The 23,902-nt window shown below is 71.9% G+C and carries 16 protein-coding genes; 14 read left to right on the forward strand and 2 right to left on the reverse strand.

The genetic code is table 11. The features are described from left to right. Nucleotides 1-13: 13 nt before the first annotated feature. From ligA to OG485_RS29725, 12 genes are all read left to right on the forward strand, one after another. The gene (ligA, locus tag OG485_RS29670; RefSeq protein WP_328671560.1) at nt 14-2,209 is read left to right on the forward strand and encodes an NAD-dependent DNA ligase LigA; all 2,196 of its coding nucleotides are present in this window, start codon (nt 14-16) and stop codon (nt 2,207-2,209) included. Nucleotides 2,210-2,469: 260 nt separating this feature from the next. Further along, nucleotides 2,470-4,701, forward strand: coding sequence for a putative bifunctional diguanylate cyclase/phosphodiesterase (locus OG485_RS29675; RefSeq protein WP_328671561.1), 2,232 nt, complete (start codon nt 2,470-2,472; stop codon nt 4,699-4,701). Nucleotides 4,702-5,164: 463 nt separating this feature from the next. Then, nucleotides 5,165-5,461, forward strand: a complete 297-nt coding sequence (gene gatC / locus OG485_RS29680; RefSeq protein ID WP_015036350.1) for an Asp-tRNA(Asn)/Glu-tRNA(Gln) amidotransferase subunit GatC — start codon at nt 5,165-5,167, stop codon at nt 5,459-5,461. A 5-nt stretch (nt 5,462-5,466) separates the two neighbouring features. Beyond that, nucleotides 5,467-6,972, forward strand: coding sequence for an Asp-tRNA(Asn)/Glu-tRNA(Gln) amidotransferase subunit GatA (gene gatA, locus OG485_RS29685; RefSeq protein WP_328671572.1), 1,506 nt, complete (start codon nt 5,467-5,469; stop codon nt 6,970-6,972). A gap of 8 nt (nt 6,973-6,980) precedes the next feature. Continuing rightward, nucleotides 6,981-7,211: a hypothetical protein gene (locus OG485_RS29690; protein ID WP_326790784.1), complete on the forward strand. Its 231-nt coding sequence runs from the start codon at nt 6,981-6,983 to the stop codon at nt 7,209-7,211. Between the two features lie 16 nt (nt 7,212-7,227). After that, nucleotides 7,228-8,742 carry an Asp-tRNA(Asn)/Glu-tRNA(Gln) amidotransferase subunit GatB gene (gene gatB / locus OG485_RS29695; RefSeq protein WP_328671574.1) on the forward strand — a complete coding sequence of 505 codons (1,515 nt, stop codon included), beginning with the start codon at nt 7,228-7,230 and terminating at the stop codon, nt 8,740-8,742. Nucleotides 8,743-8,841: 99 nt separating this feature from the next. After that, entirely contained in the window at nt 8,842-9,501 is a 660-nt protein-coding gene (locus tag OG485_RS29700) for a hypothetical protein (RefSeq protein WP_328671575.1), read from the forward strand. 183 nt (nt 9,502-9,684) lie between these two features. Next, nucleotides 9,685-12,000, forward strand: a complete 2,316-nt coding sequence (locus OG485_RS29705) for an MMPL family transporter (protein ID WP_328671577.1) — start codon at nt 9,685-9,687, stop codon at nt 11,998-12,000. A gap of 4 nt (nt 12,001-12,004) precedes the next feature. Then, a complete protein-coding gene (locus OG485_RS29710; RefSeq protein WP_328671579.1) occupies nt 12,005-12,580 on the forward strand; it encodes a GNAT family N-acetyltransferase in 576 nt (191 codons plus the stop codon). Nucleotides 12,581-12,614: 34 nt separating this feature from the next. Beyond that, a complete protein-coding gene (locus tag OG485_RS29715; protein WP_328671581.1) occupies nt 12,615-13,229 on the forward strand; it encodes a hypothetical protein in 615 nt (204 codons plus the stop codon). Between the two features lie 200 nt (nt 13,230-13,429). Then, on the forward strand, nt 13,430-13,627 hold the full coding sequence (locus OG485_RS29720) for a hypothetical protein (protein WP_328671583.1): 198 nt from the start codon (nt 13,430-13,432) through the stop codon (nt 13,625-13,627). A gap of 167 nt (nt 13,628-13,794) precedes the next feature. Continuing rightward, nucleotides 13,795-16,881: a helix-turn-helix transcriptional regulator gene (locus OG485_RS29725; protein ID WP_328671585.1), complete on the forward strand. Its 3,087-nt coding sequence runs from the start codon at nt 13,795-13,797 to the stop codon at nt 16,879-16,881. Nucleotides 16,882-16,955: 74 nt separating this feature from the next. Here the strand turns inward: OG485_RS29725 and OG485_RS29730 are convergent, their stop codons facing one another. Both OG485_RS29730 and OG485_RS29735 read right to left on the reverse strand, forming a co-directional pair. Next, nucleotides 16,956-18,128 (reverse strand): PQQ-dependent sugar dehydrogenase, encoded by a 1,173-nt coding sequence (locus OG485_RS29730; protein WP_328671586.1) that lies wholly within the window; start codon nt 18,126-18,128, stop codon nt 16,956-16,958. A gap of 103 nt (nt 18,129-18,231) precedes the next feature. Then, a complete protein-coding gene (locus OG485_RS29735) occupies nt 18,232-19,239 on the reverse strand; it encodes an aldo/keto reductase (RefSeq protein WP_328671588.1) in 1,008 nt (335 codons plus the stop codon). Nucleotides 19,240-19,312: 73 nt separating this feature from the next. On the opposite strand from OG485_RS29735, the gene OG485_RS29740 reads away from it, so the two are divergent. Both OG485_RS29740 and OG485_RS29745 read left to right on the forward strand, forming a co-directional pair. After that, nucleotides 19,313-20,254 (forward strand): 2-hydroxyacid dehydrogenase, encoded by a 942-nt coding sequence (locus tag OG485_RS29740; RefSeq protein ID WP_328671590.1) that lies wholly within the window; start codon nt 19,313-19,315, stop codon nt 20,252-20,254. A 220-nt stretch (nt 20,255-20,474) separates the two neighbouring features. After that, nucleotides 20,475-23,846, forward strand: a complete 3,372-nt coding sequence (locus OG485_RS29745) for an EAL domain-containing protein (RefSeq protein ID WP_443048784.1) — start codon at nt 20,475-20,477, stop codon at nt 23,844-23,846. The last annotated feature ends 56 nt before the right edge of the window (nt 23,847-23,902 follow it).

Genomic DNA, 23,902 nt, shown 5'->3' on the forward strand with positions numbered 1-23,902 from the left:
GGAGGACACAACGGTGGCCGGCGAAATCCACGCAGAGCCCACATCGGTACCCGCCGAGGCGCGGGAGCGGCACGCCCAGCTCGCCGAGGAGATCGAGGAGCACCGCTTCCGGTACTACGTGAAGGACGCCCCGGTCGTCAGCGACGCGGAGTTCGACACGCTGCTGCGTTCCCTTCAGGCGCTGGAGGAGGAGTACTCCGAGCTGCGGACGCCGGACTCGCCGACCCAGAAGGTCGCGGGGGCGTACGCCACGGAATTCACCTCCGTCCAGCACCGGCAGCGGATGCTGTCGCTCGACAACGCCTTCTCCGACCTGGAACTGGCGGCGTGGGCCGAGCGCGTGGCCAAGGACGTGGGCGCCTCCGACCACCACTTCCTGTGCGAGCTGAAGGTCGACGGCCTCGCCGTCAACCTCACGTACGAGCACGGCCGTCTCACGCGCGCGGCGACCCGCGGCGACGGCCGTACCGGCGAGGACATCACGCCCAACGTCCGTACGATCACCGAGATCCCGGACCGTCTGACCGGCGATCACGTCCCCGACCTCGTCGAGATCCGCGGCGAGGTCTACTTCCCGATGGAGAAGTTCGAGGAGCTCAACGCCCGGCTGGTGGAGGCGGGCGACAAGCCCTTCGCCAACCCGCGCAACGCGGCGGCCGGTTCGCTGCGCCAGAAGGACCCGCGCGTCACCGCGACCCGCCCGCTCCACATGGTCGTCCACGGCATCGGCGCCCTGGAGGGGTTCGGGGGCCTCGGCAGGCTCTCCGAGGCCTACGGCCTGCTGCACTCCTGGGGACTGCCGACCACGCGGTACGCCAAGGTGGTCGACGGCCTCGACGGCGTACGGGAGTTCATCGCGTACTACGGGGAGAACCGCCACTCCGTGGAACACGAGATCGACGGGGTGGTCGTCAAGCTCGACGAGATCCCCCTCCAGGGCCGGCTCGGCTCCACCGCGCGCGCACCTCGCTGGGCGATCGCCTGGAAGTACGCGCCCGAGGAGGTCAACACCAAGCTCGTCAACATCCGTGTCGGCGTGGGCCGTACGGGCAGGGTCACGCCGTACGCGCAGGTCGAGCCGGTCACGGTCGCGGGTTCCGAGGTCGAGTTCGCCACCCTGCACAACCAGGACGTGGTGAAGGCCAAGGGCGTCCTCATCGGGGACACGGTGGTGCTGCGCAAGGCCGGTGACGTCATCCCCGAGATCCTCGGACCGGTCGCCGACCTGCGTGACGGCACCGAGCGGGAGTTCGTGATGCCGGCCGAGTGCCCCGAGTGCGGTACGGCGCTGCGGCCCATGAAGGAGGGCGACGTCGACCTGCGCTGCCCGAACGCCCGATCATGTCCTGCCCAGTTGAGAGAGCGGGTCTCCTACCTCGCGGGCCGGGAGTGCCTCGACATCGACCATTTCGGCAGCGTGGCCGCGGCGGCGCTGACCCGCCCGCTGGAGCCCGCCGCCCCGCCGCTTCTCGACGAGGGCGACCTCTTCGACCTCACGATCGAGCAGCTGCTCCCCATCAGGGCGTACGTTCTCGACCAGGACAGCGGCCTGCCCAAGCGCGACCCGAAGACCGGCGAGGAGAAGATCGCCACGGTCTTCGCCAACCAGAAGGGCGAGCCGAAGAAGAACGCGCTTGCCATGCTGGAGGGGATCGCCGAGGCGAAGAGCCGTCCGCTCGCCCGTTTCATCAACGGACTCTCCATCAGGCACGTGGGCCCGGTGGCCGCCGAGGCGCTGGCCCGCGAGTTCCACTCCATCGACCGCATCGAGCAGGCCACCGAGGCGGAGCTCGCCGCGGTCGACGGGGTCGGCGGGATCATCGCGACGTCGCTCAAGGAGTGGTTCGCCGAGGACTGGCACCGCGAGATCATCCGCAAGTGGAAGGCGGCCGGCGTCCGGATGGAGGACGAGGGCGCGGGCGAGGACGAGGGGCCCCGTCCGCTCGAAGGCCTCACCGTCGTGGTCACGGGCACGCTCGAACACCACACGCGGGACGGGGCGAAGGAGGAACTGCAGAGCCGTGGAGCAAAGGTGACCGGCTCTGTTTCGAAGAAGACATCCTTCGTCGTGGTGGGCGACAATCCCGGCTCGAAGTATGACAAAGCGATGCAGTTGAAGGTTCCGGTGCTGAACGAGGAGGGCTTCGTCGTCCTGTTGGAGCAGGGACCGGACGCGGCGGCGGACGTCGCGCTTCCGATCGAGGAATAGTGGTCGAAGACCACCCGTTCGGCGCATATCGGTGACATGCGGGTGACCAGGTCGCATTCGGGCAACCGTCGACGACCGCTGCCCGTGGAAGCCTTCCGCGGCCTACTGTTGACGTGTGCGCCCGCCGTGCCCGGCCTCGGTCGGCGCATCCCCCGCTCCTCACGAGCCGGGGGAAGGGTTTTCCACGCGGCCACCGTTGGCGGTTGTCGCCGGCAACGGATCGTGTGGCGTGGGCACCGCCGGCAGTGAGAGGGACGGGAATGGAACCGACCGAGAGCGCCGCTCCCGACTCACGGCTGCGCCTGCGCCGGACGACCGGCGCATGGCTGACCGGCCTGCGGACGGGACGGCCTTCGGAGCGCGCCGCCCGCAGCGGGCTCGGCGCCGCGCCGCTCCCCGTTCCCGCCGGTCCCGGCGCTCTCACCGCCGAACGCGGCACCGGCCTGCCCGGCCAGGACCCCGAACGCCAACTGTCCTGGCCCGCGCTGCCGTCGGCGGTCGTGGCCACGGCCGCCTTCGTCCTGGGCGCCGGCTTCTACCGGGCGTTCAGCGGTCATCACGCCCTCTTCCCGTGCGGCGCCGTCGGCTGGGCGCTGGCCCTGCTCACCGGCGTCATCGTCGGTCACCTCGTCGCCCTCGGCCGTGCGCGCTGGTGGGGCGGCACCGGTTCCGGCGCCGCGCTGACCCTCGCGGTCCTGCTGCTGTACGGCTGGGTCCCGGCCGGCATGGTCAGTCTCACCGTCGTCGTCCTGGTGGGCACGGCCCGCCGCAACCGCTGGCGCCAAGCCGTCACGCACGGCGCCGCCGACATCCTCGGGATCGGTGCCGGAGCCCTGGTCCTCGCGTCGTTCGGGCGGTTCCCGAGCGTCGAGACGCCCTGGGCCCCCGACACCTGGACGTTCTACACCGCTCCCCAGCTCGTCCTGGTCGCCGGCGCCTATCTCGCCGTCACCCGCGCCCTGCTCTGGTACCTGAACACGCCGGTCGGGGGCCTGCCCACCGTCGCCCGTACGGCCCTGGTCAGACACGGGCTCGTCGCTGTGGCGCTGCTCGGCATCGCGCCGCTGATCTGTGTCGTGGCGATGGCCCAGCCCGCCCTGCTGCCCCTGTTCTCGATCCCACTGATCGCCCTCGACTCCACCCTGTGGATAGCCCGCGCGCGGGCCGAGGAACAACTGCGCGACCCGCTGACCGGGCTGCCGAACCGTCAGTGGCTGCTGGAACGCACCTGGACGGCCCTGGACGACGCCGAGCGCATCGGCGCACGCTCCGCCCTCATGCTCATCGACCTGGACCGCTTCCGTTCGGTGAACGACACGCTGGGGCACCTCGCCGGTGACCGGCTGCTCCTCCAGATAGCCGACAGGCTGCGGCTCGCACTGCCGCGCGGGGCGGAGGCCGCGCGGCTCGGCGGAGACGAGTTCGCCGTCTTACTGCCGGTCGCGGACTCCACCACGTCGGCCACGCGGGTCGCCCGCAATCTGGTCGCCGCCCTCGGCTCGCCGCTCGACCTGGACGGGCTCACCCTCGTCCTGGAGGCCAGCGCCGGGCTCGCCGTCTTCCCCGACCACGCGCTCGACGCGGAGGGGTTGCTGCGCCGGGCGGACATCGCGATGTACCAGGCGAAACGGGACCGGACGGGCGTGGAGGTGTACGAGTCCAAGCGGGACTCCAACACCCCCGACCGGCTGGGCCTGCTGGGCGATCTGCGCCGGGCCCTGGACACCGGCGACGTCGAACTGCACTACCAGCCCAAGGTCCGCTTCGACGGACAGGTGGCCGGTCTCGAGGCCCTGGTGCGCTGGGTGCATCCCGAGCGCGGGAAGGTTCCGCCGGACGAGTTCATCGCCATCGCCGAGTCGTCCGGGCTGATGCCGCACCTCACCGAGTACGTCCTGGAGACGGCTCTCGGGCAGGTCGCGCGCTGGCGGGCACAGGGCCTGTACGTGCCGGTCGCGGTGAACGTGTCGCCGCGCGACGTCCACACGCCGGGGTTCGCCGGCGCCGTCGCCGCACGTCTCGCCCGGCACGGAGTCCCCGCGGGAGCGCTCCAACTGGAGATAACGGAGCACGTGCTCCTGGAGGACCCGCAGCGGGCCGCCGACACCCTCGCGGCTCTCACCGGGCACGGCGTGAAGATGTCCCTGGACGATTTCGGCACCGGGTACTCCTCCCTGGTCCATCTGCGCCGGCTGCCGGTCAGCGAACTGAAGATCGACCGTTCGTTCGTCGCGCGACTGGCCGTGGACGCCGAGGACGCCGAGATCGTGCGCTGCACCGTCGACCTCGCCCATTCGCTGGGGCTTCTCGTCGTGGCGGAGGGCGTCGAGGACGACGAGACGTGGGAGCGGTTGCGGGACCTGGGCTGTGACGCCGTCCAGGGGTGGCTGGTCGCCGCGGCGATGCCTCCGGAGGAGGCCACGGCGTGGCTGCTGGCCCGCGGTTCCCGCGGCTGGCAGCGCCCGCGAGCCGCCCTTCCCGCCGCCGAGTAGCGCCGCCCGGCCTCCGGCCGGATGCCTCCCACCCGCGCACCACCCGTGACCGCCTCCGGACAGGTGAACTCTCCCGCGAGGGTGTCCCGCCGTCGGCGCCCGCCGCGTCCGTGCGGTGCACGCGGCAGGCCGGGGCGGGAACCACGGCGCAGCCGCGGACGCCGACGGCGGGACGGCCGGACGGGAGAGCTCAGCTTGTCGGAGGACGGCGAACGGGTGGTGCGCGGGTGGGAGACGACCGGCCGGAGGCCGGGGAGTTGGTGGCCGGTCGCCGCCGACGGTGGGACGGCCGAACAGGATTGCTCGGCTTGCCGGGGGACGGTGAACGGGTGGTGCGCGGGTGGGAGGCGACCGGCCGGAGGCCGGGCCGCGGGCGTGCCCCGGCAAACCCGGGCGCGGGCATCGGCCCGAGCCCCATAGGATTGGGCCAAACCACACCGCACTCACCCCAGAGGATCGCTGCATGCCTGGCATCACGCGCGAGGAGGTCGCCCACCTCGCACGGCTGGCGCGTCTGGAGCTGAAGGGCGAAGAGCTCGACCACTTCGCAGGCCAGCTCGACGACATCATCGGCGCGGTCGCCCGCGTCAGCGAGGTCGCCGACCAAGACGTACCGCCGACCTCTCATCCGCTGCCGCTGACGAACGTCATGCGCGCGGACGAGGTCCGTCCGTCGCTCACCCCCGAGCAGGCGCTCTCCGGCGCCCCGGCCCAGGAGCAGCAGCGTTTCAAGGTGCCGCAGATCCTGGGGGAGGACTAATCACCATGACGGACACCAACGTCAACATCATCAAGCTCACCGCGGCCGAGATCGCCGCGAAGATCGCGGCCGGCGAGCTCACCGCCGTCGAGGTCACCGAGGCCCACCTCGCCCGGATCGAGGCCGTCGACGAGAAGGTGCACGCCTTCCTGCACGTCGACCGCGAGGGCGCCCTCGCCCAGGCGCGTGCCGTGGACGCCAAGAGGGAGGCCGGCGAGAAGCTCGGCCCGCTCGCCGGTGTGCCCCTCGCGCTGAAGGACATCTTCACCACCGAGGGCATCCCGACCACGGTCGGCTCGAAGATCCTCGAAGGCTGGATCCCGCCGTACGACGCGACGCTCACCAAGCGGCTCAAGGCCGCCGACGTCGTCATCCTCGGCAAGACCAACATGGACGAGTTCGCCATGGGGTCCTCCACCGAGAACAGCGCCTACGGTCCGACGGGCAACCCCTGGGACCTCACCCGGATCCCCGGCGGCTCGGGCGGCGGCTCCTCCGCGGCCCTCGCCTCCTACCAGGCGCCCCTCGCCATCGGCACCGACACCGGCGGCTCCATCCGCCAGCCGGCCGCCGTCACCGGCACGGTCGGCGTCAAGCCGACGTACGGCGCGGTCTCCCGCTACGGCATGGTCGCCTTCTCGTCCTCCCTCGACCAGGGCGGCCCCTGCGCCCGTACGGTCCTGGACGCGGCCCTGCTCCACGAGGTCATCGCCGGGCACGACCCGCTCGACTCGACCTCCATCGACGCCCCGGTCCCGCCGGTCGTCGAGGCCGCCCGCAACGGCAGCGTGACGGGCATGCGCGTCGGTGTCGTCAAGCAGTTCCGCGGCGAGGGCTACCAGGCCGGCGTCGTGCAGCGCTTCGACGAGGCCGTCGCGATGCTCAAGGAGCTGGGCGCCGAGATCGTCGAACTGGACTGCCCGTCCTTCGACCTGGCGCTCTCCGCGTACTACCTGATCGCCCCGTCGGAGTGTTCGAGCAACCTCGCCCGCTTCGACGGCCTGCGCTACGGCGCGCGCGTCGGCGACGACGGCACGCACTCCGCCGAGGACGTCACCGCGCTGACCCGTGAGGCCGGCTTCGGCCCCGAGGTCAAGCGCCGCATCATGCTCGGCACGTACGCGCTCAGCTCCGGCTACTACGACGCGTACTACGGCAGTGCCCAGAAGGTCCGCACGCTCATCACGCGCGACTTCGAGAAGGCGTTCGAGCAGGTCGACGTGATCGTCAGCCCGACCACGCCCACCACCGCCTTCCCGATCGGCGAGCGCGCCGACGACCCGATGGCGATGTACCTCGCGGACCTGTGCACCATTCCGACCAACCTGGCCGGCAACTCCGCCATGTCGCTGCCCTGCGGTCTCGCCCCGGAGGACAACCTTCCGGTCGGACTGCAGATCATCGCTCCGGCGCTGAAGGACGACCGTCTGTACAAGGTCGGAGCCGCCGTGGAGGCCGCCTTCGTGGAAAGGTGGGGGCACCCGTTGCTTGAGGAGGCTCCGTCGCTGTGAGCAAGGCAATGTCCAAGGCCAAGGGCTTCAAGAAGTCCAAGTCCGGCACGTATCTGTCCATGGCGGGCACGGCGTTCGGCGCCCTCGGCGTCGCGAAGCAGGTCAAGAAGGCCCGCAAGGAACACGACACGCTGCGCCTCATCGACGCGGCCGTGTCCGCCGCCGCCATCGTCACCGGCCTCGCCATCCTCTACCGGGAGCTCAAGCGCCTGGGCGACGACGACGTCCTGCTGGGCTGAGAGGGAAGTTTTCACCGTGACCACCACGATCGACCTGGTGTCGTACGAGGACGCACTCGCTACGTACGACCCCGTCATGGGCCTCGAGGTCCATGTCGAACTCGGCACCAAGACGAAGATGTTCTGCGGCTGCTCGACCGAGCTGGGCGCCGAGCCCAACTCGCAGACCTGCCCGACCTGCCTCGGCATGCCCGGCGCCCTCCCGGTCGTCAACGCGACCGGTGTCGAGTCCGCCATCAAGATCGGCCTCGCGCTGCACTGCGAGATCGCCGAATGGTGCCGCTTCGCCCGGAAGAACTACTTCTATCCGGACATGCCGAAGAACTTCCAGACCTCCCAGTACGACGAGCCGATCGCCTTCAACGGCTATCTGGACGTCCAGCTGGAGGACGGCGAAATCTTCCGCGTGGAGATCGAGCGCGCCCACATGGAGGAGGACACCGGCAAGTCGCTGCACGTCGGCGGCGCCACCGGCCGTATCCACGGCGCGTCCCACTCGCTGCTCGACTACAACCGGGCGGGCATCCCGCTCATCGAGATCGTCACCAAGCCGATCGAGGGCGCGGGTGAGCGTGCTCCCGAGGTCGCCAAGGCGTACGTCGCCGAGCTGCGCGAGCTCATCAAGGCGCTCGGTGTCTCCGAGGCCCGTATGGAGCAGGGCCAGATGCGCTGCGACGTGAACCTCTCGCTGCGCCCGCACGGCCGCGACAAGTTCGGCACGCGCTCCGAGACGAAGAACGTCAACTCCCTGCGTTCCGTCGAGCGGGCCGCCCGCTTCGAGATCCAGCGCCACGCCGCGGTGCTGAACTCCGGCGGCACGATCATCCAGGAGACCCGCCACTTCCACGAGGACACCGGGTCCACGACCTCGGGCCGTGTGAAGGAGGAGGCCGAGGACTACCGGTACTTCCCGGAGCCCGACCTCGTCCCCGTCGCCCCGTCCCGTGACTGGGTCGAGGAACTGCGCCTCACGCTGCCCGAGCAGCCGCTGGCCCGCCGCAACCGGCTGCGCGAGGAGTGGGGAGTCAATGCCCACGACATGCAGTCGATGCTCAACGCCGGTGCCATCGACTCGATCGTCGCGACGATCGAGGCCGGTGCCGACTCCGCCTCCGCCCGCAAGTGGTGGATGGGTGAGCTGGCCCGCAGCGCCAACGAGTCGGGCACGGCCCTGGAGGACCTGCCGATCACCCCGGCGCAGGTCGCCCGGGTGGCCGAGCTGGTCTCCGCCGGTGATCTGAACGACAAGCTGGCCCGTCAGGTCATCGAAGGCGTCCTCGCCGGCGAGGGCACTCCGGACGAGGTCGTCGAGAAGCGCGGCCTGAAGGTCGTCTCGGACGAGGGCGCGCTGACCGCCGCCGTCGACGAGGCCATCGCCGGGAACCCGGGCATCGCCGACAAGATCCGCGGTGGCAAGGTCCAGGCCGTCGGCGCGCTCGTCGGCGCGGTCATGAAGGCCACCCGCGGCCAGGCCGACGCCGCTCGCGTCAAGGAGCTCATCCTGGAGAAGCTGGGCGTCTCCGAGGGCTGAGATCCGGGTTTTCCCACATCCCAGGGGGTGCATCGCAGCCGATGCACCCCCTGGGGTCTGTGTCGGCGTGCTCAGGTCAACGCGCTACGCTCCCGCGCCATGAGTGGAAGCACCGACTCCGAGACGCACGACCGCACGACGCAGGACCAGGAAGAGCGGGACCAAGAAGCACGGGATCAAGAAGCGCAGGGCCGAAAGAAGCAGGGCCAAGAGAAGCAGGCCCAAGAGGAGCAGGGTCAAGAGGAGCCGGACCGGGACCGGCCGGAGCGAGCGGGGCCGGAGCCGGAGGAGTCGGCGCGGGGCGAGCGGGACCGGGGCGAGGCGGACCCCGACGATCCGCGTCCCGGGAGTCACGGCCCTGACAAACTGGACTCCGACGATCCGTGCTCGGACGATCCGCGTCCCGGGATCCAGGGCTCCGACGGTCCCGACCGCGAGGACCGCGAGGACCACGAGGACCACGAGGACCGTGAGGACCACGGCCCGGAGGATCCCGACGACGAGGATCCGGACCCGGAGGTGCGCCGGGCACGCTGGACCGCGGTCGCGACGGGCGTCCTGCTGACCGTCGCCGGACTCGCCGCGTCGGTGATGCGCACCGCCGGCTCGGGGACCGCGCTCATACCCCTCTCCTATGCCTCGGGGGCCGTCCTGTGCGCCGGCGCGTCGACGCTCGGGGCCAAGGGCCGCACCCGGCGGGCGCTGTGGCTGATGATCGTCGGCGTGATGGTCATGGCTGTGGGTGACCAGCTCGACTGAGCCGTGACGGGCGGGGTGGCAGAGGCCACACGCATGCGCTGTGACGTCGGACGCAACCCTGTGAGTAAGCCCACGAATGCGACAAAAGATCACTTCAGGCTGTAAGAGTGATGACGCATTAGTCATGTGTTCTTTGCGGGCAGTTCCCGATAAAGATCCACAAATCCCCCAGGGAGCTCGCTCGTGGCAGCCCTTGCACGGTGGTGCGTCCAGCACCGCCTCGTCGCCGTCCTGCTCTGGCTTCTCGCCTTCGGCGGTGTGACCGCGGCCGCTGCCGTGACGGGCTCCGCGTACTCCAACGACTACGAGGTCCCCGGCACCGAATCGGGCCACGCGACGCAGCTCCTGAACAGCGGCTTCCCCGGCCTCGGCGGCGACAGTGACACCGTTGTCTGGCACACCGGTTCGGGCACCGTGCGCTCCGCCGACGTCGAACAGTCGATGACCCGCGCCCTGGACAAGATCGAGAAGCTCCCCGGAGTGGCCTCCGTCGACAGTCCGTACACGCACCAGGGATCGGGCCGGATCAGCCAGGACGGCCGGACGGCGTACGCGACCGTCACCTTCGCCGAACGGGCCGAGAACCTCGACAAGGGCGAGGTCCAGGCCGTCGTCGACGCCGCGAAGGCCGCCGAGGCCAAGGGGCTCGACGTCGAGCTGGGCGGCACCGCCGTCTCCCTCACCAAGGCGTCCGGCGGGCACACGGCCGAGATCGTCGGCGTGGCCGTGGCCGCCGTGGTCCTCTTCCTCGCGTTCGGCTCGCTCGCCGCCTCCATGCTGCCCATCGCCACCGCCCTGGTCGGCGTCGGCACGGCGTACTTCGGCATCGTGCTCCTCGGACACGCCATGACCGTCGCCGACTTCGCCCCCATGCTCGGCATGCTGGTGGGCCTCGGCGTCGGGATCGACTACGCGCTGTTCATCGTGACCAGACACCGGCGCGGCCTCAAACGCGGACTGCCGGTGGCCGAGGCGGCGCAGAACGCCGTGGCCACCACCGGACGCGCGGTCGTCTTCGCCGGCGCCACCGTCTGCATCGCCCTGCTGGGCATGCTCATCCTGCGGCTCAACTTCCTCAACGGTGTGGCGATCGCCGCCTCCCTGACCGTCGTCCTCACCGTCGCGGCCTCCGTGACCCTGCTGCCCGCGCTGCTCTCCTTCATCGGTCCGCGCGCGCTGAGCCGCCGAGAGCGGCGGCGTCTGGAGGAGCAGGGGCCCCAGCCGGAGATGGCCACGGGGTTCGCCGCCCGCTGGTCCGCCTTCGTGGAGCGCCACCCCAAGCTGCTCGGTGCCGTGGCCGTCGTCGTGATGGCCGTGCTCGCCCTCCCCACGCTCTCCCTCCACCTGGGTACGTCCGACCAGGGCAACGACCCGAGGACGACGACCACCCGGCAGGCGTACGACCTGATCTCGGAGGGCTTCGGTCCCGGAGTGAACGGGCCCCTGACCCTCGTCACCAAGGTCGGCGGCGCCGAGGACAGGCTCGCCCTGGACAACCTGGACGCCACGCTGCGGGCCACCGAGGGTGTCGCCTCGGCGACCCCGGTGACGTACAACGGCACCGGTGACACCGCCTTGCTCACCGTCGTCCCGGCCTCCGCGCCGCAGTCCCAGAAGACCAGCGACCTGGTGGACCGGCTGCGCGCCGACGTCCTGCCGCGCGCCGAGTCGGGCACCTCCCTCGACGTACAGGTCGGCGGTGTCACGGCGAGCTACGACGACTTCGCGGACGTCATCATCGCCAAGCTCCCGCTCTTCGTCGGTGTCGTGATCAGCCTCGGCTGTGTCCTGCTGCTGCTCGCGTTCCGCTCGATCGGCATCCCCCTCAAGGCCGCGGCCATGAACGTCGCCGCCGTCGCCGCCGCCTTCGGAGTCGTCGTCGCGATCTTCCAGTGGGGCTGGGGGAGCGAACTGCTCGGTCTCGGCCGCGCGGGCCCGATCGAGCCGTTCCTGCCCGTGATCATGGTGTCGGTGCTCTTCGGGCTCTCCATGGACTACCAGGTCTTCCTGGTCAGCCGGATGTACGAGGAGTGGCTGGAGACCGGTGACAACCGGCGCGCGGTCCGCGTCGGCCTCGCCGAGACCAGCCGGGTGATCAACTCCGCCGCCGTCATCATGATCTCGGTCTTCCTCGCCTTCGTACTCAGCGGCGACCGTGTCATCGCGATGTTCGGGATCGCCCTCGCCGCCGCCGTCGCCCTGGACGCCTTCGTCCTGCGCACGCTTCTCGTCCCCGCCCTCATGCACCTGCTCGGCGACGCCAACTGGTGGCTGCCCCGGGCGCTCGACAAGAGGCTGCCGCGCATCAGCATCGAGCCGCCCGAATGCCGGGCCGCGCATGAGAGGCTGGCCGAGGCCACGGACGCCGAGGCGGCCGACGTACTGGGCCGCGGGGCGGCCGACGCCGGAATCCTGGACGCCGGAATCCTGGACGCGGAGATGACGGACGCCGAGACGAAGGACGCCGGGGGCACCGACGTGACGACGAAGGAGCGGTGACGGGATGTACGCGATATCCCTGGGCGACGACGGAGCCGTAATGCGGCCCCTGGAGCCCTGGCACGCCGAGGAGTTCCTCGCCCACCTGGACCGCGGGCGCGAGTTCATCGGGCAGTTCGTCCCCTTCGGCTCCCGGTCCACGGACGTGCCGTCCGCGCGGGCGCATCTCCAGAGGTACGCCGACATGCGCTGCGCCGACACCGGTTCCCTGCACGGCCTGTGGCTGGACGGGAAGCTCGTGGGCGGTGTGCTCTTCCTGAACTTCGACGCGGACCAGGGCAACTGCGAGGTCGGATGCTGGCTGGAACCCGCCGCCTCCGGGCGCGGTCTGGTCACCCGCGCGATGCGGATCCTCATCGACTGGGCGGTCGAGGAGCGCGGGATCCACCGCGTGGAGTGGGTCGCCGCGGCGGGCAACGTCCCGAGCCTGAACGTGGCCCGGCGGCTCGGCATGAGCCGGGACGGCGTGTTCCGGGAGAAGCACACCCATCACGGGGTCCGGCACGACCTCGAGGTGTGGTCCCTGCTCGCGCCCGAGTGGCGTGCCGCACGCGCGGACGCCGCCCACAAGGATCATTAAGGAACCTCTCATACGGCATCCGTACGGTGCCCGTATGGGAACCAAGACAGTTGACGAGGCCGGGGCCGAGACCGGCACCGAGGCGCAGCGCGACGAGCGGACCGAGGACGCCACCGAGGCCGGCACGGCCGGGGCGTCCACGGACGAAGCGACCGGGACCCCGGCCGGGGCCGAGGAGCGGGACGAGGACCTGGACGAGGGGGACGAGGCCGACGAGGACCTCGCCGGCCTCGATGACACCGGCGCGGGCCGGGACGCCGGTGTCGGCCAGGGTGCCGCCGCCGTGGTGTCCGCCGGACTCGGCGTGGTGTCGCTGACCGGCAGCTGGGTCGCCACCGTGGCCGCCGCCCGGGAGACCCTGATCGGCCAGCTCCAGACCTCGTCGTCCGCGAGCGTGGCCACGCAGGTCAAGGAGGTCTACGGCGACGCCTGGACGACCACCGCGCTGGTCGGCGGCCTCTTCGCGCTGGCCGCGCTGATCGTCGGCGTCGTCGTGCTGGTCCGGCCCGCGTTCGGCGCCCCCGGCAAGCCGCAGGCCGCCTGGATCAAGTCCGTCGCCTGGGCGGGCGTCTCGCTCGGCGTCGTAGGACTGGTGCTGGCGGTCGCCAAGTACTCCGACATCCTCCTCGGACTGCCTTCCACCAGCTGAATCCGCGCAGCGCCGACACCACCGACGAACGACGACTCAGAGGGGCCTTAGGGCCGGCACGGGAAACCGGCCGCCGCCCTAAGGCCCTTCGCGTTCCCAAGATGCGGAACTCTCCCGATGTGGCGCACCCCTCTGGGAGACGAAGGTTGAGGCATCGCGAACGAGCGAGACCGAAACCGACGCTTCACGAGGGGTACAAGATGTTCGAGTTCGAGCTCCAGCAGATCCGGTCCGACGAACTGATCCGCAGGGCCCAGACCTACCGGCTCGCCAGGGAGGCCGCGAGCGGCCGCCGGGCCGCCCGCCGCGCCGCCGCCCTCCGGTCCGCACAGGACGGCACCGAGGAACGCGCACATAGCGGCCGCCCCCGCCGGCACCGGTCGGCCCGCACCGCATGACCGCCGGGGCGCCCGTGGACGGCCGGGCACCGTCCGGCCGTCCACAGGCTGTGCGGGACGGCGCCCCCGCGGCGGCCGGCCGTCTCCCGCCGGGCGGCGGCCGGCCGGTGGGCGGGGCACTGACCGCCGTCCCGGCGACCGGTGCCCCCCTGTCGGACCCCTGTGCCATGCTCGGGGCCGTGGAGACCAGGTCCGTCAGCCCGGTGTTCGTCGGACGCGCCGACGAACTGGAGGCGTTGAACGACGCGCTCGCCCGCGCAGCCGCCGGGGGAGAACCGCAGGCGTTCCTGCTCGGCGGCGAGGCCGGCGTCGGCAAGACCCGCTTCCTGGAGGAGTTCTCCGCCGCCGCCACCCGCGAGGGCGCCGTCGTCGCCTTGGGCGGCTGCGTCGAGATCGGCGCCGACGGCCTCCCCTTCGCCCCCTTCTCCACCGCCCTGCGCGCCCTGCGCCGCGCCCTGCCCGACGAACTCGCCGCCGCGGCCGCCGGACAGGAGGAGGAACTCGCCCGCCTCCTGCCCGAGCTCGCGCAGACGACCCGGGGACGGCAGTACGAGGAGGACGGCATGGCCCGCCTCTTCGAGCTCACCGCCCGCCTCCTGGAACGGGTCGCCGCGGACCGCACGGTCGTCGTCGTCCTCGAGGACCTGCACTGGGCCGACGCCTCCACCCGCCATCTGCTCGCCTACCTCTTCCGCACACTGCGCAGCGGCCGTCTCGTCGTGATCGCCACCTACCGGGCCGACGACATCCACCGCCGTCATCCGCTGCGCCCCCTGCTCGCCGAGCTCGACCGCCTCCGCACGGTCCGCCGCATCGACCTGGGCCGCTTCAACCGGGCCGAGGTCGGCCGCCAGATCGCCGGAATCCTCGCCCGCGAACCCGACACCGCCCAGGCCGACGAGATCTTCGCCCGCTCCGACGGCAACGCGTTCTTCGTCGAGGAACTCGCCGTCGCCGGCCGCGACGGCTGTCCCACCGGACTCACCGACACCCTGCGCGACCTGCTCCTCGTCCGCGTCGAAGGACTGCCCGAGAGCGCCCAGCGGGTCGCCCGGATCGTCGCCGAGGGAGGCAGCACCGTCGAGTACTCCCTGCTCGCCGCGGTGGCACGGCTCGCCGAGGACGACCTCATCGAGGCCCTACGCGCCTGCGTCGGCGCCAACATCCTGATCGCCTCGCCCGGCGGCGACGGCTACCGCTTCCGCCACTCCCTGGTCCGCGAGGCCGTCAGCGACGACCTGCTGCCCGGCGAACGCTCCCGCTTCAACCGCCGCTACGCCGAGGCCCTGGAGGCCGACCCGGTGCTCGTACCGGCCGACGAGCGCGTCACCCGGCTGGCCAGCTACTGGTACCACGCCCATGACGCCGCCAAGGCCCTGCCCGCCGTCCTCGACGCCTCGGTCGCGGCCCGCCGCCGGCACGCCCACTCCGAGCAGCTGCGGCTCCTGGAGCGGGCGATGGAGCTGTGGGAGACGGTCCCCGACACCGTACGGGCCGAACTGCGCCCCATCGACTACGTGGAGGCCTACCCCCCTCCCCTGCCCGAGGGACACGGGGAGACTTCCGACGGCCGCGGCTCCGCGGCCACACCCCTGAGCTACCTGGACCTGATGGCCGAGGCCGCCGTCGCCGGCCGGCTGTGCGGGGAACGCGAACGGGCCCTGAAGACGACCGGACGGGCGCTGCACCTCCTGGAGGACGCGGGCGACCCACTGCGCGCCGCCTGGTTCTGGATCCAGCGCTCCCGGCTCGTCCAGGCACAGGTCCGCGGCGACGGCTGGAAGGAACTCGCCACCGCCCAGGACCTGGTACGCGGTCTGCCGCCCTCCCAGGTGCACGCCGAGGTCCTGTCCATGGTCGCCGCCTGGTGCATGGTGCACCAGCCGGGCCACGGCGCCCTCTCCGCGGCCGAACGCGCCGTGGAGTACGCGCACATGGTGGGCGCCCGGGACACCGAGCTGAACGCCCGGCTCACCCTCGGCGGGCTGATGGTCGACGCCGGGCAGATCGAGGACGGGCTCGCGGAGATGTACCGGGTCAGGGAGCGGGCGAACCGCCAGGGCGCCGCGTACGTCGTGGGCCGTCTGCACATCAACCTGCCCTCCCATCTGGAGTCGGTGGGCCGCTCCCGCGAGGCCGTCGCCATCCTGCGCGAGGGCATAGAACTCGCCTGCCGGAACGGCCTGTTGGACACCCAGGCCTGGGTCTGGGGCAACCTCTCCGAATCGTTGTACGCGCTCGGCCGCTGGGACGAGGCCGCCGAGGCCGCCCGCAACGCCCTTGCCGTCGGACTCGGCGGCAAGGCCTCCGGGGTGGGCGCGTCCCGGCTCGCGCCCGTGGCCCTGGCCCGCGGCGACCTCGCCGAGGCGGGCCGCCGGCTGACCGCCGCCCGCGGCCACTTCGGCAGCCACGACCCGATGCCCCAGCACACCCTGCCGCTGCTGTGCACCACCATCGGCGTCGCCGCGGGCGAGGGCCGCTTCCTCGACGCCCGTACCGCCCTGGACGAGGCACTGGCCACGGGCTTCCCGCCCGGCACCCAGCGCTACGCCTGGCCGCTGCTGCTGGCCGCCGTCACCGCGGAGGACGCAGCCCGCGGCCTGCCCGTCGCCGCCCCCGGCCGCGCCCCGGCCCTGGAACGCGTCCGCACGGCCGCGCGGACCCTGGCCACCGGAGCGCCCGTCTGGCTCGCCCACGCCGCATGGGTGGGTGCCGAACTCCGGCGGGCCGACGGCGCGGGCACCCCGGACCAGTGGTCGGAGGTGGTCGAGGCTTTCGAACCCCTGGAGCGCCCCTACGACCTCGCCCGGGTCCGCCTCCGCCTCGCCGAGTCCCTGCTGCTCACGGGCGCGGACGACGACGAGCGCGCCCGCGCCGCGGAACTCCTCCGGCTGGCCGGCGCCGCCGCCGGACACCTCGGCGCCCGTCCGCTCGGTGACGCGGTCGCGCTGCTCGCCCGGCGCGCCCGCCTGGCCCTGGAGCACACCGGTGAACGGTCCCGGACCGCTCCCGCCGACCCCGCGGCCGCGTTCGGTCTCACCAGCCGCGAGCGCGATGTCCTGCGCCTGGTCGCGGCCGGGCGCAGCAACCGCCGGATCGCCGAGGAACTCTTCATCTCCCCGAAGACGGCCAGCGTCCACGTCTCGAACATCCTGGCCAAGCTGGACGTCTCGGGACGGGGGGAGGCGGCCGCGCTGGCCCACAGACTGCGGCTGTTCCCGGCGGACACCCCGGCCGCCCGAGCGGCCGGCTGAGCGCGCGCCCGTGAGGGAAACCGGCCGAGGGCCGAGCCGTGTTCGCCGCGGCCGCCCCTCGGGCCGCCGCCGTCCTACTTCACCTCCAGCTCCAGAAGCCGGTCGTCGCCCTTCACGGGGGTGCCGCGGCCGTCGGTCTCGCTCGTGGTCAGCCAGAGCCGGTCGCCGCCCGCGGAGACGACCGTGCGGAGGCGGCCGTACCTGCCCGTGAGAAAGGCCTCGGGTGCCGCGGACGCCTCGGTGCCGTTCAACGGGACGCGCCACAGGCGCTGCCCCTTGAGGGCCGCCATCCACAGGGACCCCCCGGCGTAGGCGATCCCGCTCGGAGAGGCCTCGTCGGTGTGCCACTGGACGATCGGATCGTGGTACCTGGAGTCGTGGCCGATGCCTTCCACCACGGGCCAGCCGTAGTTGTCGCCCGGCTTGATCCGGTTCAGCTCGTCCCAGGTGTCCTGGCCGAACTCCGATGCCCACAGCCGCTGTTTGTCGTCCCAGGCCAGACCCTGGACGTTGCGGTGCCCGTACGAGTACACGACCGAGTCGGGGAACGGATTGCCCGGCGCGGGCTCGCCCTCCGGCGTCATGCGCAGGATCTTCCCGGCGAGCGACTTCTTGTCCTGGGCCAGGCCCCGGTCACCCGTCTCGCCGGCGCCCGCGTACAGCATCCTGTCCGGGCCGAAGGCGATCCGGCCACCGTTGTGGATCAGGCCCTTGGGGATGCCCTTGAAGATCGTGTCCGGCGCGCCGAGTTGTTCGCCGGACGGCCTCCGCTCGTCGTACAGCATGCGGACGATGCGGTTGTCGGACGCCGTGGTCAGGTACGCGTAGACCATGTGGTCGGAGGCGTAGTCCGGCGAGAGGGCTATGCCCAGGAGACCGCCCTCACGGGCCGGGGCCACCCCGGGCACCTCGCCCAGCAGTGTCTTCCTGCCGGTCTTCTCGTCGATCCGGGTGATCGTCCCCTTGTCCCGCGAGGACACCAGCAGACCGCCCCCGGCCAGCGGCGCGAGGCCCCAGGGGGTGTCGAGGTCCTCGGTGACGGTGCGCAGGACCTTCACCGAGCCCTTCGCGGGCGGTGTCGCCTCGGCGGTGGCGCTCGGGGCGGACGGCGAGTGCGGGGCCGTGCTCCCGGCGCCCGCGGACGTGCCCGGACCCGCCGGGCCCGGTCGGCCGCCGGAGGAGCAGCCGGCCGTCACCAGGAGCGCGGTCGTGGCCAACACGACTGTCACTGCTCGAACTTGCACCATCAATGTCCCTTCGACGCGGCGGTCCTCCTGTTCATACACCGCTCGCGTTCCCCGGGGTCCCGGTCCCGGCCGGGCGATCCGCGCCGGGCTCCGCGATCGCCGGTCAGTCCCAGGATCCCAGCGCCCCCGGCAGCGCCGCCACCTCGGCGAGATCCTCCGCCGTCAGCCGCAGTCCGGCCGCCCCCGCGTTCTCGACGGCCCAGCGCTCCCGCTTGGCCCCCGGCACCGGGACGACATGCGGACCCTGCGCCAGCACCCACGCCAGCGCCACCTGCGCGGGTGTGACGGGACGGGCACCGCTCCCGTGCCTCCGCGCGACGCGCCGCAGACCGACGACGATGGGCTGGTTCGCCGCCATCATCTCGGCGGTGAAACGAGGATGGCGGGCCCGTGGATCGTCGGGCTCGAAGCCCTCGCCGGGGGTCAGCGTGCCGGTCAGGAAGCCGTTGCCGAGCGGCATCGCGGCGAGGAACCCGACACCGCGCGCCGCACACCACGGCAGCAGCGCGTCCAGCGCCTCCGCCGACCACACCGACAGCTCGGCCTGCACGGTGCTCACCGGGAAGACCTGCTGCACCCGCTCCAGCAGCCGGATCGTTCCGTCGTGCGGCCGCGCCCCCGCCCGGCGGCCGGACCCCGCGCCCACCGCGCACAGCCCGAGCGAGCGGACCTTTCCGGCCGCGACGAGCTCGGCCATCGCGCCCCACGTCTCCTCGACCGGCACTTCCGGGTCCGCGCGGTGCAACTGGTAGAGATCGATGACGTCCGTCTGGAGCCGGCGCAGCGAGGCGTCGCAGGCCCGCTTCACATAGCCTGGGCGGCCGTTGGCCACGAGGTGCTGATCACCCACCAGCAGGCCGACCTTGGTCGACACGAAGGCCTCGGAGCGCCGCTCCTTCAGGACGCGCCCGACGAGCAGCTCATTGGTGAAGGGCCCGTACATGTCGGCCGTGTCGAGCAGCGTCGACCCCCGGTCCAGTGCCGCGTTCACCGCACGCAGCGACTCCTCGCCACGCCGTTGCGACCCGGTGTAAGCCCAGCTCATCGGCATGCATCCGAGTCCGACCGCCCCCACACAGAGCGCCGCCGCCCCGATCGTTCTGCGCTCCACCTGGCCGTGATCCTCCTTCTGCCGGACCCCAACCTAACCTGTGCGCATGGGCGGCTGGCATAACCTCCTGACCATGACTTCCGATGTCTGGCTCCCCTTTCACGCGGACGAGATCGACGGACTCCCCGAGGGCCCCGACTACCGTTTCTGGGACGGCGGCCAGGAGTTCCCCGCGGATCCCGCCGACTGCGTGTTCTATGTCGTGCCCTACATGAAGCCGCCCGCCGTCTCGCGGCGGCCGATGGCCGAAATGACCTCGCTCCGGGCCGTGCAGACCCTCTCCGCCGGTGTCGACCACGTCCTGCCGAGCCTCAACTCCCTTCCCTCCGGCGTGGTGTTGTGCAACGCCCGCGGGGTGCACGAGGCGAGCACCGCGGAACTCACGCTCGCCCTGATCCTCGCCTCGCTGCGCGGGATCCCCGACTTCGTGCGGGGCCAGGACAAGCAGGAGTGGCGCACGGGCTTCCGTCCCTCACTGGCCGACAAGTCCGTTCTCATCGTGGGGTACGGGGCGATCGGGTCCGCCATCGAGGACAGGCTCACGCCGTTCGAGCTCGCGCGGGTCGCGCGCGTCGCACGCTCCGCCCGTGCCACGGCGCGCGGTCCTGTGCGCCCCCTCGCCGAACTGCCCTCCCTGCTTCCCGACTTCGACGTCGTCGTGCTGACCACGCCGCTCACGGACAGCACCCGCGGCCTGGTGAACGCCGACTTCCTGTCCCGGATGAAGGACGGCGCGCTCCTGGTGAACGTGGCCCGCGGCCCCGTCGTCGACACGGACGCGCTGGTCGGCGAGCTGAAGAGCGGGCGCATCACCGCGGCCCTCGACGTCACCGACCCCGAACCGCTGCCCCCGGGCCACCCGTTGTGGCACGCGCCCGGCGTGCTCATCAGCCCCCACGTCGGAGGGCCGACCTCGGCGTTCTGGCCGCGCGCCAAGCGACTGCTCGCGGATCAGCTGACCCGCTTCGTGAACCGGGAGCCGCTGCGCAACGTGGTCCTTACCACCGGCACCTGAGCGACGCCCTGTCCGCTCGCCGTCCCGCCTCGGGCACGCTCCGCAGTTCTCCGGATGCGGGCAGTGCCGACATAGTCCCTGGTCGTTACGCAGCGTAGAGGAACTATGTCCCTGAGTGACGAGACTGGTGTATCGTCCCGACAGGGGCTGCGCCGCGCACCGTTCGGCGCCGGGGACGGACATTGAGACTGCGAGGGGGGCGACGGGCGATGCACGGCCTATGGACCAACGATCCGACGCGGCGGGGCCGCCGCCGACGACCCTGGCGCGCGGCCACGCACAGCCGCGGTCACGGCAGCCATCACCACCGCAGGCACCAGGGCCGCCGGAGGCACGGACATCCGGCGCACCGGGACCAGCGGGACCCCGGGGCACGGACCCGGTGGGCCCGGTGAGCTCCCCCGGAGCGCTGCTGACCCGTCGGACGGTGTTCGACGGCGGGACGGGCCTGTTCTCGCAACTCGTGCTGGCCCTGGTGTGCGCGGCCTACGCCGTCGGTTCCGCGCTCGGCTGGGGCTCCACGAGCCTGGCACTGGTCATGGGCGACTTCGGGCTGAGCGCCGCCGCGGGCACCGCGGCGGTCTCCTGCTTCCTCTACGCCCGTGGCCGCCGCAGCCGCTTTCGGCCCGCGTGGCTGCTGTTCGCCCTCTCCTCGGTGATGGCCTCGCTCGGAAACCTGGTCTGGGGGTGGTACGAGGTCGTCCTCGACCGCCCCGTGCCCACCCCGAGCTACGCCGATCTGTTCTTCCTCTGCTTCGCGCCGCCCGCCATCGTGGGACTGCTGGTGCTCGCCAAGCGGCCCGTCACCCGGGCGGGCTGGGTGTGTCTCGCGCTGGACGCCTGGCTGATCGGCGGATCGCTGCTCACCCTGTCCTGGAGTCTGGCGCTCGCCCAGGCCGCGAAGTTCGACGGGCCGAGCGTCGCGCACACCGCGCTGTCGCTCGCGTACCCGCTGCTGGACATCGCGCTGGTCAGCATGGTGCTGGCGCTGCACTTCAGGCGCTCGTCGGTGAACAGGTCGGCGGTGAACACGGCGATCGGGGCGCTCGCCCTGACCGTGATGTGCGACGCGCTGTTCACCTCGCCCCTCCTGCACAACAGCTACCACTCGGGCCAGCTCCTCGACGCGGGCTGGTTCGCCGGCTCGCTGCTCCTCGCGTACGCCCCCTGGGTCGTCACCCGGCACGGGAACGAGGCGGAGGAGCACGGCATCGAGGAGCACGCCACCGAGGAGTACGACAGCGGCGAGCGCGGCATCGACGCGTACGGCCCGGACCCGCGCGGGCCGGACCCCCGCGGACCCGACGAGCAGGGATCGCAGGAGCACACGCGCGTGGCGCACGAGGTCATCCCGGGACAGCGCAGGGAAGGGCAGTACGGGCCCCCGGGAAGCCACACGTCGTCCGGACCCGAGGGGACCCGCACGCCGTACGGACCGGGAGCCCCGCAGGAGGAGCCCGGATCCCACGAGGGCCAGGGCCGGCACGAGGAGCCGGACCCCTCCCAGGGACCGCGGCAGGACGGATCCGCGCCCGCGGACTCCCAGGGCCACGGACCCGGCCGCTCTCCGGCGGCGCGTCCGATCACGGGATCGCTGGCCGCGCTGACGCCCTATCTGGCCGCCGCCGTCTGCACGTTGGGGATCCTCTACAACATCCTGAACGGACGCCGGGTGGACCGCGTGGTGCTCGTCACCGCCGGCCTCGTCGTGCTGGCCCTGGTGGTGCGCCAGGGCATCATGCTGCTCGACAACATCACCCTCACCCAGGAACTGGCCCAGAAGGAGAACCACTTCCGCTCCCTGGTGCAGGGTTCGAGCGACGTCATCATGATCGCCGCGCCGAACGGCATCCTGAGGTACGTCAGCCCGGCCGCCGCCGGGGTCTACGGCCGTGACGCCGAGGAACTCGTCGGCTCCGAACTCGCCTCGCTCATCCACCCCGAGGACCTCGGCTGCGTGGTCCACGAGGTGCGGCGCTTCCTCGCGGCCAGCCACGCCGAGGAACCCACCACCCGGATCGAGTGCAGGTTCCGGTCCGGCGACGGCGGCTGGCTCAACGTGGAGTCCACCGTCAACCGGCACCACGGCGGCCTCATCTTCAACAGCCGTGACGTCACCGAACGCGTCCGGCTCCAGGCGCAGTTGCAGCACAACGCCGAGCACGACCCGCTCACCGACCTGCCCAACCGCGCGCTGTTCACCCGGCGCGTCCAGCAGGCCCTGTCCGGGCGCCGCTCCACCGACCGGGGTACCGCCGTCCTCTTCATCGACCTCGACGGATTCAAGGGCGTCAACGACACCATCGGGCACCAGGCCGGTGACGAGCTGCTCGTCCAGGCCGCCCGCAGACTCCAGGACTCCGTCCGGCACGGCGACACCGCCGCGCGGCTCGGCGGGGACGAGTTCGCGGCCCTCATCGTCGGTGACGGAGGCCGCGACCGTACCGCCCGTGAGCAGCAGGTACGGGAACTCGCCGACCGTCTGCGGATCAGGCTCTCCCAGCCGTACTGTATCGACGGCAACGATGTCCGGGTCGCCGCGTCCATCGGCGTCGGCTTCGCCGAGCCGGGACTGGGAGCGGGCGAGCTGCTGCGCAACGCCGACCTCGCCATGTACCGCGCGAAGGCCGCCGGAAAGGGCCGCGTCGAGCTGTACGCGCCCCAGATGCAGCAGGACGTGGTCCGCAGGGCGGAGCTGGCGACCCGGCTGCGCTCCGCACTCCAGGACGGCGAGTTCGCCCTGCTGCACCAGCCCGTGGTGTCGCTGGAGAACGGCCGGATCGCTTCGGTCACCGCTCAGGCGCGCTGGCGTTCCTCCCAGGGGGTGCTGTTCACGCCCGCCGAGTTCCTGCGGGTCGCCGAGGACGGCGAGAAGACCGCCGAACTCGGCCGCTGGATGCTCGACGAGGCCGTCGGGCAGGCCGCCGAGCGCACCGCCGCGGGGGTCGCCGTGCCGGTCGCGGTCCGGATGACCGCCCGGCGTCTGGTGGACCGCTCGATGCCGCTGGGCTCAGTGGAGTCCCTGCTGACCCGGCACGGGCTCGCCTCCGGCGGCCTGATCATCGAGCTGTCCGACACCGATCCGAGGGTCCCCCTGGACGAGCTGGAGCGCCGGCTGAACGCGCTCAGACGTCTCGGTGTACGGATCGCCCTGGACGGCTTCGGCAGCGGCTACGCGGCGATCACGGCACTGAGACGGCTCCCCGTGGACGTCCTGCGTCTCGACAGGAGTCTGGTCGAGGGAGTCGTCGAGTCCGCCCGGCTGCACAAGATCACCAGCGGGCTGCTGCGGATCGCCGCCGATCTGGGGCTGCAGTCCGTGGCCGACGGGGTGGATCTCCCGGAGCAGGTCGTCGCGCTGCGCGCGATGGGCTGCACCCATGGGCAGGGCATGGCCTTCTCCGGACCGCTGGACGAGTACCGGCTGCGCAGAGCGCTCTCTTCCGGCCACTATCCGGTGCCGAGCGGACCCGCCGAGCCGGTGTTCGCGGGCGGCGGGGGCGCCGGGGTGTATACGAGTGGAGTGCCCGTCGTTCTCGGGGGCGGAACGGCCCTCCGCTCACATAATGAGACTCCCGTCCCACCCACTTGACAGTCGGTGCGTGCCGGGGGGAGGGTCAATGCCATGCGCACCCGAATTCTCGTACT

This window comes from Streptomyces sp. NBC_00328 (assembly GCF_036139655.1).
In the GTDB taxonomy this organism is placed as follows: domain Bacteria; phylum Actinomycetota; class Actinomycetes; order Streptomycetales; family Streptomycetaceae; genus Streptomyces.

Bases quoted from the DNA above. Each gene is read 5' to 3' on its own strand.
- OG485_RS29725 (WP_328671585.1), top strand. From the start codon at position 13,795: ATGCTCGGGGCCGTGGAGACCAGGTCCGTCAGCCCGGTGTTCGTCGGA.
- OG485_RS29710 (WP_328671579.1), top strand. From the start codon at position 12,005: ATGTACGCGATATCCCTGGGCGACGACGGAGCCGTAATGCGGCCCCTG.
- OG485_RS29720 (WP_328671583.1), top strand. From the start codon at position 13,430: ATGTTCGAGTTCGAGCTCCAGCAGATCCGGTCCGACGAACTGATCCGC.
- OG485_RS29700 (WP_328671575.1), top strand. From the start codon at position 8,842: ATGAGTGGAAGCACCGACTCCGAGACGCACGACCGCACGACGCAGGAC.
- gatC (WP_015036350.1), top strand. From the start codon at position 5,165: ATGCCTGGCATCACGCGCGAGGAGGTCGCCCACCTCGCACGGCTGGCG.
- OG485_RS29715 (WP_328671581.1), top strand. From the start codon at position 12,615: ATGGGAACCAAGACAGTTGACGAGGCCGGGGCCGAGACCGGCACCGAG.
- gatA (WP_328671572.1), top strand. From the start codon at position 5,467: ATGACGGACACCAACGTCAACATCATCAAGCTCACCGCGGCCGAGATC.
- OG485_RS29690 (WP_326790784.1), top strand. From the start codon at position 6,981: ATGTCCAAGGCCAAGGGCTTCAAGAAGTCCAAGTCCGGCACGTATCTG.
- OG485_RS29745 (WP_443048784.1), top strand. From the start codon at position 20,475: ATGGACCAACGATCCGACGCGGCGGGGCCGCCGCCGACGACCCTGGCG.
- OG485_RS29730 (WP_328671586.1), bottom strand. From the start codon at position 18,128: ATGGTGCAAGTTCGAGCAGTGACAGTCGTGTTGGCCACGACCGCGCTC.
- OG485_RS29675 (WP_328671561.1), top strand. From the start codon at position 2,470: ATGGAACCGACCGAGAGCGCCGCTCCCGACTCACGGCTGCGCCTGCGC.
- OG485_RS29740 (WP_328671590.1), top strand. From the start codon at position 19,313: ATGACTTCCGATGTCTGGCTCCCCTTTCACGCGGACGAGATCGACGGA.